The organism is Marinagarivorans cellulosilyticus, from assembly GCF_021655555.1.
In the GTDB taxonomy this organism is placed as follows: domain Bacteria; phylum Pseudomonadota; class Gammaproteobacteria; order Pseudomonadales; family Cellvibrionaceae; genus Marinagarivorans; species Marinagarivorans cellulosilyticus.
Genome location: NZ_AP023086.1, coordinates 2,158,668 through 2,176,307 on the forward strand (window position 1 = coordinate 2,158,668; position 17,640 = coordinate 2,176,307).

General features: G+C 46.0%; 14 protein-coding genes. 12 read left to right on the forward strand and 2 right to left on the reverse strand.

All coding sequences use genetic code 11. The features are described 5' to 3' along the window. Nucleotide 1 precedes the first annotated feature (1 nt). The 3 genes from truB to pnp all read left to right on the forward strand — a co-directional run bounded on the left by truB (nt 2) and on the right by pnp (nt 3,880). Entirely contained in the window at nt 2-940 is a 939-nt protein-coding gene (truB, locus tag MARGE09_RS08450) for a tRNA pseudouridine(55) synthase TruB (RefSeq protein WP_236986893.1), read from the forward strand. Nucleotides 941-1,165: 225 nt separating this feature from the next. Beyond that, nucleotides 1,166-1,435 carry a 30S ribosomal protein S15 gene (gene rpsO / locus MARGE09_RS08455; RefSeq protein ID WP_236986894.1) on the forward strand — a complete coding sequence of 90 codons (270 nt, stop codon included), beginning with the start codon at nt 1,166-1,168 and terminating at the stop codon, nt 1,433-1,435. Between the two features lie 315 nt (nt 1,436-1,750). Next, on the forward strand, nt 1,751-3,880 hold the full coding sequence (gene pnp / locus MARGE09_RS08460) for a polyribonucleotide nucleotidyltransferase (protein WP_236986895.1): 2,130 nt from the start codon (nt 1,751-1,753) through the stop codon (nt 3,878-3,880). A gap of 187 nt (nt 3,881-4,067) precedes the next feature. Here pnp and MARGE09_RS08465 read toward each other — a convergent pair whose 3' ends face one another. Next, complete coding sequence (locus MARGE09_RS08465; RefSeq protein ID WP_236986896.1) at nt 4,068-4,658, reverse strand: tyrosine-type recombinase/integrase; 591 nt, start codon at nt 4,656-4,658, stop codon at nt 4,068-4,070. 670 nt (nt 4,659-5,328) lie between these two features. Between MARGE09_RS08465 and MARGE09_RS08470 the strand changes: the two genes are divergently transcribed. From MARGE09_RS08470 to MARGE09_RS08500, 7 genes are all read left to right on the forward strand, one after another. Next, nucleotides 5,329-6,213, forward strand: a complete 885-nt coding sequence (locus tag MARGE09_RS08470; protein WP_236986897.1) for a hypothetical protein — start codon at nt 5,329-5,331, stop codon at nt 6,211-6,213. 457 nt (nt 6,214-6,670) lie between these two features. Further along, entirely contained in the window at nt 6,671-6,982 is a 312-nt protein-coding gene (locus MARGE09_RS08475) for a hypothetical protein (RefSeq protein ID WP_236986898.1), read from the forward strand. A 141-nt stretch (nt 6,983-7,123) separates the two neighbouring features. Next, nucleotides 7,124-7,438, forward strand: coding sequence for a hypothetical protein (locus tag MARGE09_RS08480; RefSeq protein WP_236986899.1), 315 nt, complete (start codon nt 7,124-7,126; stop codon nt 7,436-7,438). A 122-nt stretch (nt 7,439-7,560) separates the two neighbouring features. Next, entirely contained in the window at nt 7,561-8,199 is a 639-nt protein-coding gene (locus tag MARGE09_RS08485; protein WP_236986900.1) for a hypothetical protein, read from the forward strand. Between the two features lie 139 nt (nt 8,200-8,338). Further along, on the forward strand, nt 8,339-8,758 hold the full coding sequence (locus tag MARGE09_RS08490; protein ID WP_236986901.1) for a hypothetical protein: 420 nt from the start codon (nt 8,339-8,341) through the stop codon (nt 8,756-8,758). Between the two features lie 585 nt (nt 8,759-9,343). After that, the gene (locus MARGE09_RS08495) at nt 9,344-10,378 is read left to right on the forward strand and encodes a hypothetical protein (RefSeq protein ID WP_236986902.1); all 1,035 of its coding nucleotides are present in this window, start codon (nt 9,344-9,346) and stop codon (nt 10,376-10,378) included. 373 nt (nt 10,379-10,751) lie between these two features. Continuing rightward, nucleotides 10,752-12,152 carry a hypothetical protein gene (locus tag MARGE09_RS08500; protein WP_236986903.1) on the forward strand — a complete coding sequence of 467 codons (1,401 nt, stop codon included), beginning with the start codon at nt 10,752-10,754 and terminating at the stop codon, nt 12,150-12,152. 72 nt (nt 12,153-12,224) lie between these two features. Here the strand turns inward: MARGE09_RS08500 and MARGE09_RS08505 are convergent, their stop codons facing one another. Then, nucleotides 12,225-14,198: a VacB/RNase II family 3'-5' exoribonuclease gene (locus MARGE09_RS08505; protein ID WP_236986904.1), complete on the reverse strand. Its 1,974-nt coding sequence runs from the start codon at nt 14,196-14,198 to the stop codon at nt 12,225-12,227. A 75-nt stretch (nt 14,199-14,273) separates the two neighbouring features. On the opposite strand from MARGE09_RS08505, the gene MARGE09_RS08510 reads away from it, so the two are divergent. Together MARGE09_RS08510 and MARGE09_RS08515 are read left to right on the forward strand one after the other, a co-directional pair. Then, nucleotides 14,274-15,785 (forward strand): HDOD domain-containing protein, encoded by a 1,512-nt coding sequence (locus MARGE09_RS08510; RefSeq protein WP_236986905.1) that lies wholly within the window; start codon nt 14,274-14,276, stop codon nt 15,783-15,785. A gap of 276 nt (nt 15,786-16,061) precedes the next feature. Next, nucleotides 16,062-17,573 (forward strand): DUF4856 domain-containing protein, encoded by a 1,512-nt coding sequence (locus tag MARGE09_RS08515; protein WP_236986906.1) that lies wholly within the window; start codon nt 16,062-16,064, stop codon nt 17,571-17,573. Nucleotides 17,574-17,640: the final 67 nt, after the last annotated feature.

Sequence of the window (17,640 nt, forward strand, 5' to 3'; positions counted from 1 at the left end):
CTTGGGGCGTCGTCGTAAAAATGGTCGTGCCGTTCACGGTGTTTTGGTGTTGTATAAGCCGCAAGGCTTAACGTCTAACCAGGCTTTGCAGCGTGCGCGCTATTTGTTTGATGCCAATCGCGCAGGCCACACGGGTGCGCTAGATCCTCTGGCTACGGGTGTGTTGCCTTTATGTTTTGGTGAGGCGACTAAGTTTTCGCAACACTTGCTTGATGCCGATAAAGCCTATCGCAGTACTTTTCGCTTAGGTGTTAATACCTCGACCTTGGATGCTGAAGGCGAGGTGCTAGAGGTTCGCGATGCGAGCGCAGTAACAGAAGCGCAAATCCGAGAGACGATAACCCAATTTGTTGGGCCTATAGAGCAGGTGCCTCCAATGGTTTCGGCCTTGAAGTATCAAGGGCAGCCTCTATACAAACTTGCGCGCGAAGGTAAAGAAGTCGAGCGCAAACCGCGCGCTATTACAATTTACGCAATTGAAATACTCGCAATTCGCTTAGGTGAGGTGGCCGAAGTGGATGTGCATGTGCGCTGTAGTAAAGGCACTTACATTCGTAGTTTGGCGAACGACATCGGCGAGCAATTAGCGGTGGGCGGCCATGTGTCTGTATTGCATAGAACACAAGCGGGCCCATTTTTCGAGGAGCACATGATGACTCTCGAAGCTCTTGAACAAAGCCGCGGCGACGGCGAGCCTGCCACGCTTGATCACCTATTAAAACCTATTGATGCCACCATTAACGATATTCCAGAAATTACGATTAATGCACAAGCTGTGCAGGCGTTTGCTGTTGGGCAGCCGGTCATCGTGGATGGGGTCTATCAAGTCGCGCAGCAAGGTGATAAAGTGCGCGTGCGCAATGAAAGTGGCCAATTTTTAGGCGTTGCAGAAGTCGTCGATGACGGTGTACTTGCGCCCAAGCGTTTAGTTGTATATTGAGCTACGCTGTATAGCGCGAAAGGCTTTTGCTTTTAACGTATGCCATTAGAGTTTGCGTTGGCACTAAGAATTTGCGTTAGCACTAAGAATTTGTGGTTGCTGCTAGCGCCGCAAACCGACCTAACTGTCGATATGCACGGTTAGGCCGCGTATTTCCCGTTTCTTGTTGGCTTAGCCTTCTTGGTCACGGGTGCATATTCAACATTAAATTAAGAGGAAACTTCCATGGCTCTAAGCCCACAAGAAAAAGCTGCAATCGTTAAAGACAACCAACAAGCTGAAGGCGATACTGGTTCACCTGAAGTTCAAGTTGCTTTGTTAACGGCGAACATCAATAAGCTGCAAGGTCACTTTGCTGGTAACAAGCAAGATCACCATTCACGTCGCGGTTTGATTCGCATGGTAAACCAACGTCGTAAGTTGTTGGATTACTTGAAATCAAAAGACAGCAGCCGCTACTCAGCACTTATCCAGAAGTTGGGTCTACGTCGCTAAGTTAGCTATTGTAAAAGTGCCCGCATATGCGGGCACTTTTTTGTGCTTTTTGCTGTATGGCGTTGTAGCAAATAAGTCATTCCTAATATGTTTTGTAAAAGTCGATTTTGGTGATACTGCTATCACACTGTTAGGCCAAGTAAAGCCGATAAGCTGGTGTGAAAATGTGGTTAACAATCGGCTATTTTCCAGTTTTAACAATTTGGCTGTTCGTATTTTGTTGTTAGCCGCAGTTTACGTTAAAGCTGGTATTTGTAAGCAGTGTAAAGTAAGTCAATATAAAGTAAGCCTGAAAAGAATATAAAGGATAAAAAAGTGAATCCTGTAATTAAACAATTTCAATATGGTGATAGCACGGTCACGCTCGAAACTGGCCGTATCGCTCGTCAAGCAACGGGTGCTGTATTAGCAAGTGTGGGTGAAACCCGCGTTTTGTGTACAGTTGTTGGAGCAAAATCAGCAAAGCCGGGTCAAGATTTCTTCCCGTTATCTGTGCACTACCAAGAAAAGGCCTACGCAGCGGGAAAAATTCCTGGTGGCTTCTTCAAGCGTGAAGCGCGTCCAAGTGAAAAAGAAACATTAACCTCACGTCTTATCGACCGTCCTATCCGTCCGCTTTTCCCAAATGGCTTCCTTAACGAAGTACAGGTGATTTGTACGGTTATTTCGGCAGAAAAAGATGTCGATCCAGATATTTGCGCCATGATCGGTGTATCGGCTGCATTGTCTATTTCTGGTATTCCTTTTAATGGCCCAATTGGCGCTGCACGTGTTGGTTATACCCAAGCGGGCGGTTACTCGTTGAATCCTAGCTATTCGGCTTTGGCTGAATCTGAATTGGATATGGTTGTTGCCGGTACCAAAGACGCTGTTTTAATGGTGGAATCTGAAGCGAACGAATTGCCAGAAGACATCATGTTGGGTGCTGTATTGTACGCGCACCAAGAAATGCAAGCGGTTGTGGCTGCAGTTAGCGAGCTTGTTAAAGACGCCGGCAAGCCACGCTGGGAGTGGGCAGCAGAAGAAGTGAATACTGCGCTTTACGGTAAAATCCAAGAGACTTTTGCCGAATCTGTTGCTACGGCTTACCAAATTACCGACAAAGCCAAGCGCTATGAGCGTTTAGGTGAATTGCGTCAGCAAGCTGTTAGTGAGTTAGCGTTAGAAGATAGCGGTATCGATGCTGATGACGTTAGCGGGTTGTTTGCCAAACTCGAAAAAACCACTGTGCGCAATGCTGTTGTTGAAGGCAAGCCGCGTATTGATGGTCGCGATGGCAAAACGGTTCGTGGTCTTCAGGTGGAAGTGGGTGTATTACCTAAAGCGCACGGTTCTGCGTTGTTCACTCGCGGTGAAACGCAAGCATTGGTGGTTGCAACTTTGGGTTCTGCCCGCGATGCGCAAACTATTGATGCTCTAGAAGGTGAGCGCAAAGATAACTTCATGCTGCACTACAACTTCCCTCCTTATTCTGTTGGTGAGTGTGGTCGCATGGGTGCTACTGGCCGTCGTGAAATCGGTCACGGCCGTTTAGCGCGCCGCGGTGTTGCAGCAATGCTGCCAAACGCTGATGATTTCCCTTACACCATGCGTGTAGTCAGTGAAATTACTGAATCTAACGGTTCTAGCTCTATGGCTTCTGTATGTGGTGCTAGCTTGGCGTTAATGGATGCCGGCGTACCCTTAAAAGCGCCTGTTGCTGGTATTGCGATGGGTTTGGTTAAAGAAGGCGATAAGTTTGCTGTTTTAACTGACATCTTAGGTGATGAAGATCACTTAGGTGATATGGACTTTAAAGTGGCCGGTACTGCGGATGGTATTACTGCGTTGCAGATGGATATCAAGATCGAAGGCATCACTGAAGAGATTATGGATATTGCGCTTGAGCAAGCATTAAGCGCGCGTTTGCATATTCTTGCCGAGATGAACAAGATCATTGCTGCTCCACGTAAAGATCTTTCTGATTCTGCTCCTCAGTACCACACCATGAAAGTCGATTCTGACAAGATTCGTGACATCATCGGTAAGGGCGGTGCAACAATTCGCGCTCTAACCGAAGAGACTGGCGCTAGCATTGATATTAACGATGACGGCACTGTGAAAATCTACGCCTCTGATGGCGAAGGTTTGAAAGCGGCTATCGAGCGTATTGAAGCGATCACTGCTGAAGCTGAAATTGGTGCGACATACGAAGGTAAAGTTGTACGCATTGTAGACTTCGGTGCATTTGTTAACTTCTTGCCAGGTAAAGATGGTCTTGTCCACATTTCACAAATCGCTCACGAGCGTGTGAATGCAGTAGCGGATTACCTTGAAGAAGGTCAAATGGTTAAAGTGAAGTGTTTGGATGTTGATAATCGCGGCCGTATTAAGCTGTCGATTAAAGAAACTCTACCAGCACCAGAGCCAAAAGAAGAAGCGCCAGCTGAAGACGCCAGTGAATAATCACTTGTAACTTTTGAGTGTTTAAAAATCCCGCCAATTGGCGGGATTTTTTTTGGGTTGAATAATTTGGGTTTTGCCCGTTATCGAGCGGAATGAATTACAGGGTTCGCCCTATTGGGCGAGTTCACTTTCTTTTGATTCGTCAAAAGAAAACAGAACCAAAAGAAAAGACGATCCAATCACCGGCCTACGGATTCCCTCGGCAATGTGCTCCTGCATTGCCTACTATGCTACATCCTGCAGCGATCACTACAAACTCAATTTCCGGGTCGGTGAGATGGCATATCCCAATGCCTTTGATTTCGGTCTTAACGCTACGTTGTATTTGCTGAACACCAATATGATGCCGACGCTTTTTGTTGGATCGAGGGTCGATTGATAAATTGTCTGCAGGGAATAGGTATTGCCAAGCTGCTTCTTTGGCGGCATTGGGGTACTTTCGGTTTAATGCGCTGGGTAAATATACCTCACCGAATCCGTCGTCGATATCTTGTTCGTGTAGCTGCAGCGCAAAGAAAATTTGTCGCTCAAGTGGCTGTTCTATTGAGGTGGGTAAAAGCGTTCTTCGCCTCACATCACCTTTTGCCTCTCGAGCGACGATGCAATTATTAGCAAAGTCAATATCTTGAATTCTAAGTCGCGATACCTCTGAAAGCCTAAGCCCAGAGCCATACATTACGGGTGCCATGAGTTTGTAATGGCCTTCTAGGTGATTAATCACGGCTTTGGCCTTAAATAAGGCTAGAAAAAAGCTCGTTCGGCGAATATCGAGATGCATGAATTTTCACTTCAAGCTGAACACATCGAATCGGTATTTTAGGGGCCGCTCAAGCCATCAGCGACTTTGTGCTCCTGCAAAGTCTATCCCTACGCATCCATGCTAGGGCAGGGCGCTATTCAAGCTTCAATACCAAAAAACACAGATTCGATGTGCTATGTGGCGATCTAATGCGCGGCATGGCTAAAATTTAAATGGGATGACCCTAGGGGGCACCTGATTGCGATGCGGATATTTAGTGAGTTCTAGGGTGAGCTGGCGCGCGCTTTTATAACTACAAAGTGCGGTGTAAATTTGTGTATTGCCTAGGTCAAACTTTGTATATAGCGGAATCTACTTCTGGTGTATTAATGCTTAGGCGCGGCAGTTTAATGGACACGTACACGCATAGTATCGAGCAACTACGGATGGCATAAATTAGCTAAAAACGCTGTATATAAGTACAGATTTTGCCAAATTCTGTACTTTAGTGAAATAGGTACAGAAAATTTCCGTATTTCCATGCGCCAAATGAGTGCATCATTGTAGGTCGGTTGCAGTAAGGGCTTGAGGGGTGCTAATGTTGCCTCTTGAGGAGATAGACGGAATGTCTGTCTGAAATAGACGGAATAATTCGGTCTAATAAACTGTTAGCCGCTGGTAGTGATCACGGGTTGAAGAGAGAAATCCAATGAAAAACGATACTAGCCAAAGTCGACTTGATTATATTGAAGAGAAAATACATCGTGTGTGTCGTGAACTTGAGTACGAACGACGATTCGATTCCGAAGCGCCAAGAGACGCGCCGAAGAGTTTGTTGCGTCAGTTTTACATCTCTCCAAAGCAATTTTTGATGTGGGCAACTGCGTTGAACGTAGCTCTGTTTTTGGGTGGCACAATCTATACGGGGGTACAAGTGACATCTATTCAAGAACGCTACGGGCAGGCAGTTGCGCAGATTGGAGAAGCCCAACAAAAATACACTGAAGCTAAACTCGCGTTGGACTCTGTAGAACGCCTTGAAGTAACGGTCAAGAACCGGCTCGATCAAATCGCTCGCGACGGTGAAGCTCTACGAAAGCAATTGGGAGAAGAATCACGAGCTCACAAAGAGAGCTTGTCACGTCTTCTCGAGGACAGTGACAAACAATACGACATGCTTGTCAAGAAGCGGTCGGATATTACCGAGCGTATGAGCGATTATCTCAATGAAACTGATGTCGAACTCAAACGGACAGCTAGTCGGCTCACGGCAAAGCTAGAGAATGATATTGAACTGCAAAGCAGCGCGATCGAGTTAATTAAAACTGACATTGCATCCGTGAAGCAAGATGCTGGTAGTAGTCAAAAGGAGATTAATGCGCTTCGAAAGACAATTGAAGACCAACTCAAATCGTTCGAACAGCTAGAGACCCAGCTCAAAACCGAATTGGACAAATTGGTGGGCAAAGGCGTTGTGACACTTAGCCACTTTTGGCGCGGTACCGACGTATGGTTAAAGTTGCTAGTGTTAGGCGTCCCGATTTTTACGCTGTTAATTGGAGTAGTCGCTACATTGCGGTGGAAAAACGGCTAACAAGGCAAATGCACTCGGACGGCAAAAAGCGCCGTTCGCTTTCGCTCACTCTACTTTTAGCCGCCGGTGATTTGCAGCGTTAGCAATACTGTCATTAATATTTTTAAAGGCCGGGGCAATTACTTTGGGTTCCGGCTTTGGCCAAGCATTTCATAGAGTTTGGCGGCAATAACTCGGTAGGTTTATCGCGGCAATAAAGTCGGGTATTCTTACCTTAATCGGCATCAAGAATGGGCCAGTTTTCAATCTCTTTCGTGTGCCATTGTTAAATAAGGGTAGGTGTTTTAAGGGCGGTGCGTTTGTTGGGGTGGTCTTCGTAACTGGGGCTTTCCCGTTGGTGCTGCTAACAAGCGTAATCAGGCCGAAATTTATTCCGGCGCTTGTTTTGTGGCGGAAAAGACTGCCACAAAAAAATCACCTCCATAAATTCGCCTGTTACGGGCGTTAAATTTCCATTATGAAATATCAAGAATTTTGGGTTTACGAGGAGTATTTGGCGGTTGTGCTAGAGGGCTTAGCACACCTCGTTGATTACCCATTCTCTGAGAGTGATTGGATCGCGCTGTCAGAAGGTGTTAGGGAATCAAATGAGCAGGAAAATCGGTGGTACGAGTATTTCTTTGATTGCGAAACACGTCTGGATTTACTTCTTGCGAGGGAAGTCGGAACCTCAATGTGTACACTTAAAGTCAGTGTAAACGCTGACTTAGCTCAAGGTCTGAACCTGTTGGTTTGGCTTGGTCAGGGCAATTACAGTGGTAAAATTTAACAAGGCTATCGTGCCACGCCCAGCAAGCTGGGCTGGACAAACTTTCCGGCGCTTGATTTTGTGGCGGAAAAGAATGCCACAAAACAATCACCAAAAAGTTTGCCGCACATAGCGGCGTTATGCAACTTTAGAGGATTCACCATGAAATTTAAGCCTGAACAAATTGTTTTGGCCGGTTTGTCAATGACCGGATCAAACAAACCATCGGAAATGGAGTGCGTCGAAAAAGCTGATAATGATTATACAGTAACTTATGTGCGGTCTTCTGATTCAAAAAAGTTCTCATACGACTGCGCAATTGAAGGCAATCAGGTTAGATGGTTTGGCAAGGATATTGGAGGGTGGAATGAAAATAATCGAGTGTATTTTGAAAACGTGAGCGATGAGCTAAGAATGGAGCTTCATAATTGGGGAAAGCTAATTATCAAAAAGACATTTAAAGTTACCGATTTTTAACGGCTTTGCATAACAAATTGCTCCATTTGACGCAGCGGTCTACGCTCCTTTTTGTGCATTCGCTGCGCTCATTGTTTCACAAAAATCCACTACAACCGCTGCGCAAATGAGCAAGGCGTTATATGCCTTTGGAAATTATGAAATTATCTGATCAGCAAGAAGAACTTTTGCAAACTATCAAAGTGGCAACAGAAACGCACAAAACGGATCAGCTTATTTATAAGTCCGAGTGGCTTGGTTATTTGCCTTTCGGGCAATATCATTGGTTAGAAGTTGGTGGTAAAGAAGTTAAAGTTGAAAACGCTAATTCCTTAAAAAGTGATTTGTCGGTGCTCGATACTTTTAGTCTTATTAAAATGTTATCAGTTAAAACTAAGGTTTTTGAAAAGGAGGATGTTCATATTTATTATGAGTTTAATCGGCATGCAGCTAAAATTTTTATGGATTGTCTAGCTGTAGATGCGGGCGAAAAAATGAAAGTTATATACGAAGTACCAGGAGCTGCTTTTTTCTACCAAAAAAACGATGAATATTATGGCCAAGTTCTTGTGTCGCGGTCATTTGCTACATGGACCATTTCATTCAAATTGAATGGCGAAGAAATAGAGCAATATTGTAAGAAAGGTTCTGATTATCTCCATTTTCTTGATAAAAAAGTTGCCTTTAGCATAGATTATTACAGCACACGAGATATCCACAATTTAATTGCAAAGGAAATGCGTATAGCCCACGAGGAATGGTGCGCAAATAAGCAACTATAATCCAATAATCTATTGCACATAACAAGGTTGTAAACCGGAACCAAATTACTGCGCAGTTTTTTGTTCGCTACGCTTATAACACAAAACTGCTTCGCAATTCGGTCCGGTTACAACGGCGTTAGAAGGCCAATGAGGATTCATGGGGAAGTCGCTTTATATAAGTACTGAATCGAATTCTAAGGATCATTTCGAGTTTTCGATAAACTTTTGGAATGTAGTCTTTAATGATTGTTATGGATATGTCGAAGATATCCTTAGTAAGTCGGAAATTGAAGCAATTAAATGGGTATTGGAAGATGCATCCACCCTAGATGAATACGGTGACCCAACTGATGAGTTTTTGGAAGTACCTAAAGACCCCGTAATTTTTAGCAAGGCTATTTGTAAGCTTTATTTAGCTCTTTGTGAAAGGCCACAGAAGTATATGACATATGCTGGTGAGGGCATTAGTGACCAACCAGCGTGTGAAAATTATAAAAGAGATTTTTTAGCAATCCAAAATTATTGTACCAGGGCGGAGGAAAGCGAATGTTCGGTCTTATTGTTCGGTTATTACTAGCTTCTAACAATCAAATCTTGCGGAACGCCTTACGCTTCGCTCCAGTCGTCCGCAAATTTGGGCGTTATAAATGGCAGGCTTGGGTATAAATTTTAGCTGGCATTATTGTGCTAACTATTCGTGCCCTTGTATTAGTTGGGCAGTAAAATACAGCACTAAACACAGTTGTGGGTTGTGGCTAAGGGGGCTTTTCATCAGCGGTAAATATCAGCTTCTATCGTCGGTGCATTCTTTTAGGTATCAGCGTTGCGGTTTAGGAAATCAGTTTTAAGGTTGCGGGCTTTGTGTTTTCACTGCGTAAAGGCTGCATCAATTTTCATAACAAAGCTAGTCAAATGACGGCTTTTCCGTTGCTTAAATTTGTGCTTTTCCGCTACGCTAGCACAAATTACGCAACTCCAAAGCCGCAATTGCTAGCGGCGTTAAGTGCCCAAGGCGAATATGAAAGAGCTGCACGAAATTCTTGAGGATATTTAGTCCAGCGTAAAAAGATAGGACATCCAAAACCCGATAAACGGTAATGCAAAAGACTCAGCGATTGGCTATACCTAAATGACTAGGTGGTTTTTATCTCTGAGGTTTTTTATGACTCAAGCGCGTAGAACATTAATATCTTTAGATCAAACTAGCTGGTTCCATATTTGTTCGCGTTGTATTAAACGCTCATTTCTAATGGGCGAAGATAAATACAGCGGTAAAAATTATGAGCATCGCCGCGAATGGATAGCAGACAAACTTGCTGAGCTTGGGGGTATCTTCGCTCTTGATATCGCAGCATACGCTGTAATGTCAAATCATTACCATCTTGTTCTGCATATCGATGCTGGCAAAGCGGAGCGGTGGAGTGATAAAACGGTTATTCGCCGCTGGATGATGCTATTTAAAGGGAATGCGCTAACCCTTAAAGTGTTAAAAAATCAGCCTATAAGTAAAGCGGAACAATATCTTGTCGATGATATCGTTGCTGAGTGGCGTAATCGGTTAAGTAGTATTAGCTGGTTTATGCGTTGCTTAAATGAACATATCGCACGACTAGCCAACGCCGAAGATAAATGCACCGGCCGATTTTGGGAAGGGCGTTTTAAAAGCCAAGCGTTACTCGACGAGCAGGCGATAATAACCTGTATGGCGTATGTTGATTTAAACCCTGTGCGTGCCGGTATAGCTGCGCTGCCAGAAACCAGTGATTTCACAGCCATTCAGCAGCGTGTTCAGTCTTTGAATACCCCCCCTAAAAAAGCTGAAAATAAAAACCCGATTAAGTTAGCCAAATTCTGTAAGCCGCCTACAAAGAATCGCCTTCCCACCGCAGCCACTGTACATCAAGGTCAGCGTTCTACAGGCGTCATCCCTTTTTACTGGCGTGATTATCTCGAATTAATTGATTGGACTGGGCGGGCAATATTGCCAAATAAGACAGGCTCAATTGCAATGGCAGAGCCTAAAATATTGCAGCGGTTGAACATTGATAGCGGTGACTGGTTGGATAATATGCCGCGTATCGAAAAAGACTTCCATCACTGTATTGGTCGTGGTGATTCTATAAAACCCTGTGCGGAAAAACTTGATCAATGTTGGGTTAAAGGCTTAGGGGCTGCTCGGCGATTGTTTGGTTGTTAACTTCTTCTGCTGTCGCAACATAATACTTGGCTAACAGCCGCTGTTTGGCGATGCCCTGACGGGGCTGCCGGTAGGTGAAATTCCCGCTAAGCTATAGAAAATTTTATATTTGATCACCACCTAAGAAGCAGAGCTTGCCGGTATTGGCTCGGATATAGGGCGTCAGATGCTATAAAAATGTGTAACGTTGTCACATTCGAAAGCGAACCTTACTTTAAATTGTTTGAAATTTGAGCAATGTCTCGCGCTGCCAATTTCTTCTGCTTGTGCAATTTACAACTATTGATCTCACTGATTTAATGCACATGTTCAAAAAACAAACGATTGGCTTGTTAATCGTATATTTGCTTTATTACACAATAGGGGTTTTAGGATGTCGCATTTAAAAACACTGGCGCGCGTTTGCGGGTTATCACTTCTGGGTTTGGCGGTACAGGCGCAAACAGGCTTCGCCTATACCATTACCACGGTTGACCCCGATTATATTGGTTTTGGCAGTATATCCCTCGACGCGGGGCAGGTGGTGTGGAGTGATTTCGATGATACTTGGACGCTAAACCGCTTTAGTGAGGGGCAAAGTGAGGTTATAAAAAGTACTGAAAATTCCCTTATGGATACCCACCAGTTTAATGGTGAAATTTTTTGGACCGAGGCTTTTCGCTCTAACCCAAAAGAATTATTTGTGCATGCCGGTAGCGAAATGATGCTGACACAATCGGGAGCCGAAAAAGCAGCATTTACCTATGATGGCGATACAGCGGCTTGGTTTGAGCGTGTTAATGGAGCTTATGAACTCTTTTTTTACAACGGCGCTGAAGTTCAGCAGCTAACACAGGGCAGTAGCTTTTTCCCTGCGACGCAAAGTGGTGAATTTTTACAGTTAGATAACGGCTTGGTGACATTTCAGGCGTTTGCGGATGGCGCCAATAGTGTATTTTTATGGAATGGTAGTGAGGTGGTTAGGTTATCGCCTGCTGGTGTACCGGCAACAATGCCTGATATTGAAAATGGCGTTGTTGTATGGCTGCAAGAGGATGCGCAGGGGGTAGAGGAAGTCTACCAATATCATAACGGGGTTACTGCGCAATTAACCTTTGATGGTTCCGCACTGGAAAAAACAGATACTCAAATTGCGGAGGGTGTTGTGAGTTGGGAGGTTTTAACCGATTCGACATCGACAAACTCTGAATTATGGATACTGCGTGATGGCCAGCCGCAGCGGCTTACAAATACCATGGCCAGTGGCGGCCGAGCGCAGTTTGATGCGGGAAAAATTATATGGACCGAAGGCGAGGGAGGTGTTGCATCGCGGATTGTGGAAAATGTTGATGGGGAAACATCAGTAGTGCATGTGGGTGAAAACCCGATCGGCCTTAAGGCTGACGGCGGCTTCTTAGTGTGGCGTGAAGGCTTGTTTCCTAATAGCCCGGCCATATTGTTAGCGTCGCCAGAGGATGACGTGGAACCACCAGCACAAAGCGTGAATGCTGGCGCTGAGCACTCGTCTACGCAGGTGACGGTTGATGGCTCGTTGACGATTGTGGCCTCGGATTGGAATGCTGTTGACTGGACGCCCTCGTCTTTGAAGTTTGGTATAACCACAACCGACGGCCGACCCTTAAATGGCGTTACTGTGATTGATGAAAGCGGCAATGCTGTCGCACTCAGTGACTGGTGGCGTGTGGTTTCTCAGGCTTTTACCGGTGAGGCGCGTTATATCACAATCGAAACCACCGAGGTGCGCGAGTTAAGCGTGCAATGGTGGACCGAATAAGTTTGATGTAACAAAAAAGGGGCTGCAAATTTGCAGCCCCTTTTTTTTGTCGTTAGCTAATGGTACTGGTGGCTAACTCGCGGTTTTAGCGGCTTCAATGGCAGCGTTAATAGCATCTACTTCAAAACGGACGCGGCGTTTTTCTGGCAGGCCTTCAGCTATTGTTATTTCGATGGGGGTATCGAGCATATACACGGTTTCGCCAACAGTTAGCGTCATGCGCTTAGCATCAAAGGCTTTTTTAACGCTTTTGGGGATTTGAACAAAGCCTTCTATACCTGTGTCGTCCAACTTAACGCCAAAACCTTGTTGCGTGACAATACGAATATGCCCCTGTGCTTTTTCGCCGATATGTGCCTGAACATATTGCGATTTTAACCACTGCTCGGTCTCGCGCACGGCTTTGCGGCCGTTATCGAGTGTTTCGTTAAGGCGTGTTACGGCTTTTTCGTTAGCTGACTGCACTTTTTTGCCCGCTAAAATTTGAGCAATTGTCCAGTGGTTAGACAAATCGGCATAGCGGCGTAATGGTGAGCTGACAGTGGCGTAATGCGCGTAGCCTTGGTTGCTGTGCGGCTTGGCCTCAATACTTAAATGGCTATTGGCGCTCATGCGCTTAAGCGGTGAAATAATGTGGCTTTTGGTTGGGTGTACTCGCAGCATTTTAACCAGTGCTTTAAAACCATCGGCAGTTGCAAGGCTTTCTGCAACCGATTCAAATTCTTCAGGGCTTAGCTCTTCTTTGAGCAGGGCTTTTATTTCACCTAAGCGGTCTTGGCGCAGGCCATCGTGGCGGGTGTGAATGCCGGCGCTGTGGCTGGCAAGTAATTCACCGGCGCAAAGGTTGATAACCAGCATGGCCTCTTCGACTAACTTGTGCGCAACGGTACGTTCACGTTTAACGATGTTGTCGACCTTGCCTTTGTTGTCGAGGTACAAATCAAAATCGGGTTGGTCCTCGTGCACAAGGTTATTTGCCTCGCGGTAGGCTAAGCGTACGCGGGCGAATTCGGCCAAGGTGGTAATGGTGTTGTTAATTTCGGTGTCATCACTAAAGGTTGTACCCTCTGTGATGTACTGGCTTACGGCCGGGTAATTACACTTGCAGCGCGAGCGAATAATACCTTTTTCGAAGGTAAAGCTTTCAATGGCGCCTTCGTTGGTTACTTTTGCTTGGCAGACAAGTGCCGGTCGCGTTTCGTTTTCTAGTAGCGAAAAAGCTTCGGTGGCAAGGTTGTCGGGCAGCATTGGCAGCACTTCGCCAGGCAGGTAAACGGTTTGGCCATAATCGCGGGCGCCTTTAGCTATAGCGCTAGAAGGGGAGATAAAACTGCCCGGGTCGGCAATGGCCACTGTCACGTTCCAGCCAGAATCTGTTTTTTCGGCATAAACGGCATCGTCCATATCGCGTGTGGAATACGAATCAATGGTGACGAGCGGTAAGTGAGTAAAGTCGGTTCTGTCGCCGCTTTCAATAGCCATTTTTTTACAGGCTGCCGCTTGCTCGTTGGCATCTTTGGGCCAGTAGCGAAATAATCCGTACTTAGCGACTACTAGCTTGTGCTCGAAGTAGGGGTCAGATTCTTTGCCAATATTGGCGATAATTTTGGCTGCGGCTTTGCCATCCTCATTAAATGGGTGGCGAATAAGTTCACATAAAACGGTGTCGCCGTCTTTACACTTTGCGCGAAACTGTGGGGGGAGGAATATCCAGCGCCCAAAGTTTTTTGTATCTGGCAGTACAAAATGGTTATTGCCCTTTATTTTGTACTCGCCAACAAAGCGCTTAAAGGCCGGCTCTAGTAATGTTTCAACGGCGGCTTCAAGTTGGTCTTTGCTGTTTTTGGTGAGCAAAACTTTAACTTTATCGCCAGGCAGAACCAGCTGCATCTTTTCTGGGTTTAAAAAGGCATCTCGGCCATCGTCGAGCTTTACAAATCCAAAGCGTCCATTCGATCCGACTACCGTGCCTTGGCCATATTCTTTACTGGCAATAATGGCGGTTTTTAGCTCACTCAATTGAGCTATTGTGCTTTTATCAAACATGTTGAACCTCGACCTTCATAGAGGCAGGAATAATAGCAGGTTGAACGCCGATGGCTAAGGATTAGCACAGCTTTATTGCTCCATTTTGAGACATTGCAGGAAACGCTGACTAGCGATGTCAGGGCTTTGCGTCAATACTCAATAGAAATGGAGGGCCTTTATTTGAATCAAGAGTTACAACAATGGGTGGCCAAACTAAACGCAGAGAACCTGCCGGGCTTTGCCATAACGACTAAGCGCTTAGCTGCGATGACGGGTGATGAGGTATCTGCGCATACGATAGCGGATGTGGTTCAGCCAGATGCTGCTATGACTGTGCGCATACTGCGATTAGCGAATAGTGTGTACTACAACGCGGGGCAGCGCCGCATTGATACTCTAAATTATGCCTGTGTTGTGTTGGGTGTTAAGGCTGTGCGCAATTTGGCGATTACAGCCGCCAGCCTAGAGGCTTACCCCGATATGGATTTTGGCGCACATTTTCAGCGCGAAGTGGCTTACTCGTTTCATGCTGCCATGCAGGCCCAGAGTTTGGCGCGTTTAAGGGGGCTTCAGCAAGAAGAAAACATTTATATTGCAGCGCTGTTGGCTCGGCTAGGGCGTTGGATGTTTTGGTGTTTTCCTTATGGTTATGGTGAACGAATGGCAGCACATTTGCCGGGCTTTGAAGATTCATCGATGGTGGAGCATGAACTGTTGGGCTTCACCTTTGATGAGCTAACCATTGCGTTACTCAAAGAGTGGCACTTAGATACCGTTTTACAATTGTTACCGCGTGAAGATAAAAAGCCGACAGAAGAAAGCCAATGCATTACCGAAGCTTACGGCTTGGCAAGGCAATTACGAAAGGGGTGGCAGCATAACGGTTTTCAGGGCGTTAGCCGCCGCTTGATGGGGTTCTGCCGGCTGCCGAGGGCGGACCTTCTAGCGGCAATTCGGCATTGCGTGGATGAGGTTCGAAAAACGCTGAAGCAGGTTGAGATCGATCGCAACTATTGGCCGCCAATTGAAAGCGAAAGCCCTACAGAAGCTGTAGACGAGGCACTGCCTTTGCTTCAGCAGGCGTTAGCGCGAGATATTCTGGTGCAAAAACAAAGTCGTCAGTTGCGCCAGTTGACGCATATGTTATGTCAAAAGGTGGATGTGGCGCGTTGCTTAAGGGCTGTGGTTGTCGGTATTCACAAAGGCGTGGCATGCGACAATGTTTTTGCCTTAATGGCGCACCCTAAAAAGCATGACTGGCATATTACTTCGCATGAGGGAGCATCATCGCAAGCCATTGCTCAACGTTTGATTCGCTTAATGAATAACAATGATGAAACCTTGGTAAAAGAACTCAAGGCGGGGCGTATTTGTTGGCCGCCGATAAACCCTCACATTGCTGGAAAGTACGCACAACTGTTTGAGAGTGAAGAATTTCTTGTCTTTCCGTTGCGCATTGGCGAGCGCAACTTGGGCTATATAGTGGCCGTGAAAAAGCAGGGCAAAGAACTTTCAGAAGAGGATTTTGAAGTGTTTTGCCACTTTTGCGATCATGCCCTAGTCGCCATCAAGCTGTCTTTACTTGAGCATGGCACACATTTATAGCAGCCATTTAGCGGGCCAGTAATCCTTTTGGCGTCAGCGTCAATAGGGCCCGCCCCCTTACGCGTGGGGGCTATCATTTTCTAGCTTCTTGGTTATTTCCATACGCTGTGTATGGCCTTTTGCTTGTGGAGGCTAATTTGATCGGCGTGTCTTTTTTCATATTTTCGCGAATAATATCCAAAATGTTATTGATAGTGATTCGCGTTTCCTGTGTAATGTACCTCCAGTAGATAGTTCAGGTGGCTGTGTGTGCGGCCTATAACCTATGGAGATTTTATGAAAAAAACGATATTAAGTTGTGCGGTATTAGCGGCGTCTTTGGGCTTGGCGGGTTGCGGTAGCTCCTCATCTGACAATGATTCACCATCAGTAAGTTCTAGTAGTGAAACTGTAAGCAGCACGTCGTCGGCGGGTGCTTCTTCTAGTGCAGCAGCGCAGAATACCTATGCGTTTACTAACGCTAACGGAGAATCTACGGTCTCTTATTCTGGTCAGGTCGCGCGCCAGGTGATGGTCGAGGACATAAAGGCTTATATCGGCAGTATCGTTAAAAGCGGCGATCCTACGGTAAAGGCTGACTTAATGTCTCTTTTCGAAAACCCTTCCAGTGCAAATGATGCTGCCGCCATTCAGATGAGTATCGAGGGTTATACTTTAGCGCAAAGCACATATGGCGATATTAGTACTGGCAAAAGCTTAGTCGGCAAAATTGCTGGCGGCTATGTGCAAGATGGTTCTGCAAGTGGAGAAACCTCTCGTTTAATCAACGATACCTTTATTGGCTGGCAGGAAGGCTTATCTGCCGATGCGAAACCCTACGATCTAGTGGTTTATTACATTGATCAGCTTCAAGCGTTGGCTGCCAAAGCGGATACGTCTAGCGTTGAAACCGTTGATGGTGCTGTCACAATTGATAAGGTGTACGTCGCAGAAAACGGCGTTGATTATCAGCAGCTGGTTCAGAAGTTTTTGTTAATGGCCGTCGGCTTTTCGCAGGGAACTAACGATTATTTGGGGCCTAACCGAGACTTCGCTAGCGAATTAACTCTCGATGGCGATGCGCCTTACACCACAGCCGAGCACCATTTTGATGAGGGCTTTGGTTACTTTGGCGCTACCCCTAATTATGCCGAGCTGACTGACAGTGAGATTATCGCAGCGGCGGTTGATAGCGATATGAACGGTGTTATTGACTTGACTAGCGAATACAATTTTGGCCAGTCTGTAAACTGTGCTAAGCGCGATGTTGGTGCTGTAAGCGGGTCGGATTTAACAGCAGAAGTTATTAGCGGTTTTACCGAGGGGCGCACGATTGTTGCTGCAGCCTCCGAGGCTGGCTCGTTAACTGCCGATCAAGAAACGGCTTTGCAAGCGGCTATTGCTAAAGCCGCCGGCGCTTGGGAGAAATGCATTGCATCCACTGTTGTGCATTACATCAATGATGTTACCGGTGATATGGAAGCGTTTTCGAACGGTGAGTTTGCTAGCATTGATAACTTTTATAATCTCGCCAAGCATTGGTCAGAAATGAAAGGTTTTGCGCTTGGCTTACAGTTCAGCCCTTACTCGCCTTTCCGTGACGCGGGCACTGGCGCCTTGGTAGCCATTGATTACGGTACTGATCAAAGTGCAAGCCTCGACGAGGTCTTGGCATGGATGGGTGACGCACCTGTACTTGCTAATGATTCTGATGTCGCTATTCAGGATTACAAAGATGCGTTAATGCAAGCACGCGCTGTACTGCAAGCGGCTTACGGGTTTGATAGCGATAATGTTGAAAACTGGTAAAGCTATTTGATTTGAAAAGCGAAGCAGTGCAAGCTGCTTCGCTTTTTTGCGTTATGCGGTAGCGGAA

Excerpts from the sequence above, each read along its gene's own strand:
- rpsO (WP_236986894.1), top strand. The coding sequence starts at position 1,166 with ATGGCTCTAAGCCCACAAGAAAAAGCTGCAATCGTTAAAGACAACCAA.
- MARGE09_RS08465 (WP_236986896.1), bottom strand. The coding sequence starts at position 4,658 with ATGCATCTCGATATTCGCCGAACGAGCTTTTTTCTAGCCTTATTTAAG.
- MARGE09_RS08470 (WP_236986897.1), top strand. The coding sequence starts at position 5,329 with ATGAAAAACGATACTAGCCAAAGTCGACTTGATTATATTGAAGAGAAA.
- MARGE09_RS08475 (WP_236986898.1), top strand. The coding sequence starts at position 6,671 with ATGAAATATCAAGAATTTTGGGTTTACGAGGAGTATTTGGCGGTTGTG.
- MARGE09_RS08480 (WP_236986899.1), top strand. The coding sequence starts at position 7,124 with ATGAAATTTAAGCCTGAACAAATTGTTTTGGCCGGTTTGTCAATGACC.
- MARGE09_RS08485 (WP_236986900.1), top strand. The coding sequence starts at position 7,561 with ATGCCTTTGGAAATTATGAAATTATCTGATCAGCAAGAAGAACTTTTG.
- MARGE09_RS08490 (WP_236986901.1), top strand. The coding sequence starts at position 8,339 with ATGGGGAAGTCGCTTTATATAAGTACTGAATCGAATTCTAAGGATCAT.
- MARGE09_RS08495 (WP_236986902.1), top strand. The coding sequence starts at position 9,344 with ATGACTCAAGCGCGTAGAACATTAATATCTTTAGATCAAACTAGCTGG.
- MARGE09_RS08500 (WP_236986903.1), top strand. The coding sequence starts at position 10,752 with ATGTCGCATTTAAAAACACTGGCGCGCGTTTGCGGGTTATCACTTCTG.
- MARGE09_RS08505 (WP_236986904.1), bottom strand. The coding sequence starts at position 14,198 with ATGTTTGATAAAAGCACAATAGCTCAATTGAGTGAGCTAAAAACCGCC.
- MARGE09_RS08515 (WP_236986906.1), top strand. The coding sequence starts at position 16,062 with ATGAAAAAAACGATATTAAGTTGTGCGGTATTAGCGGCGTCTTTGGGC.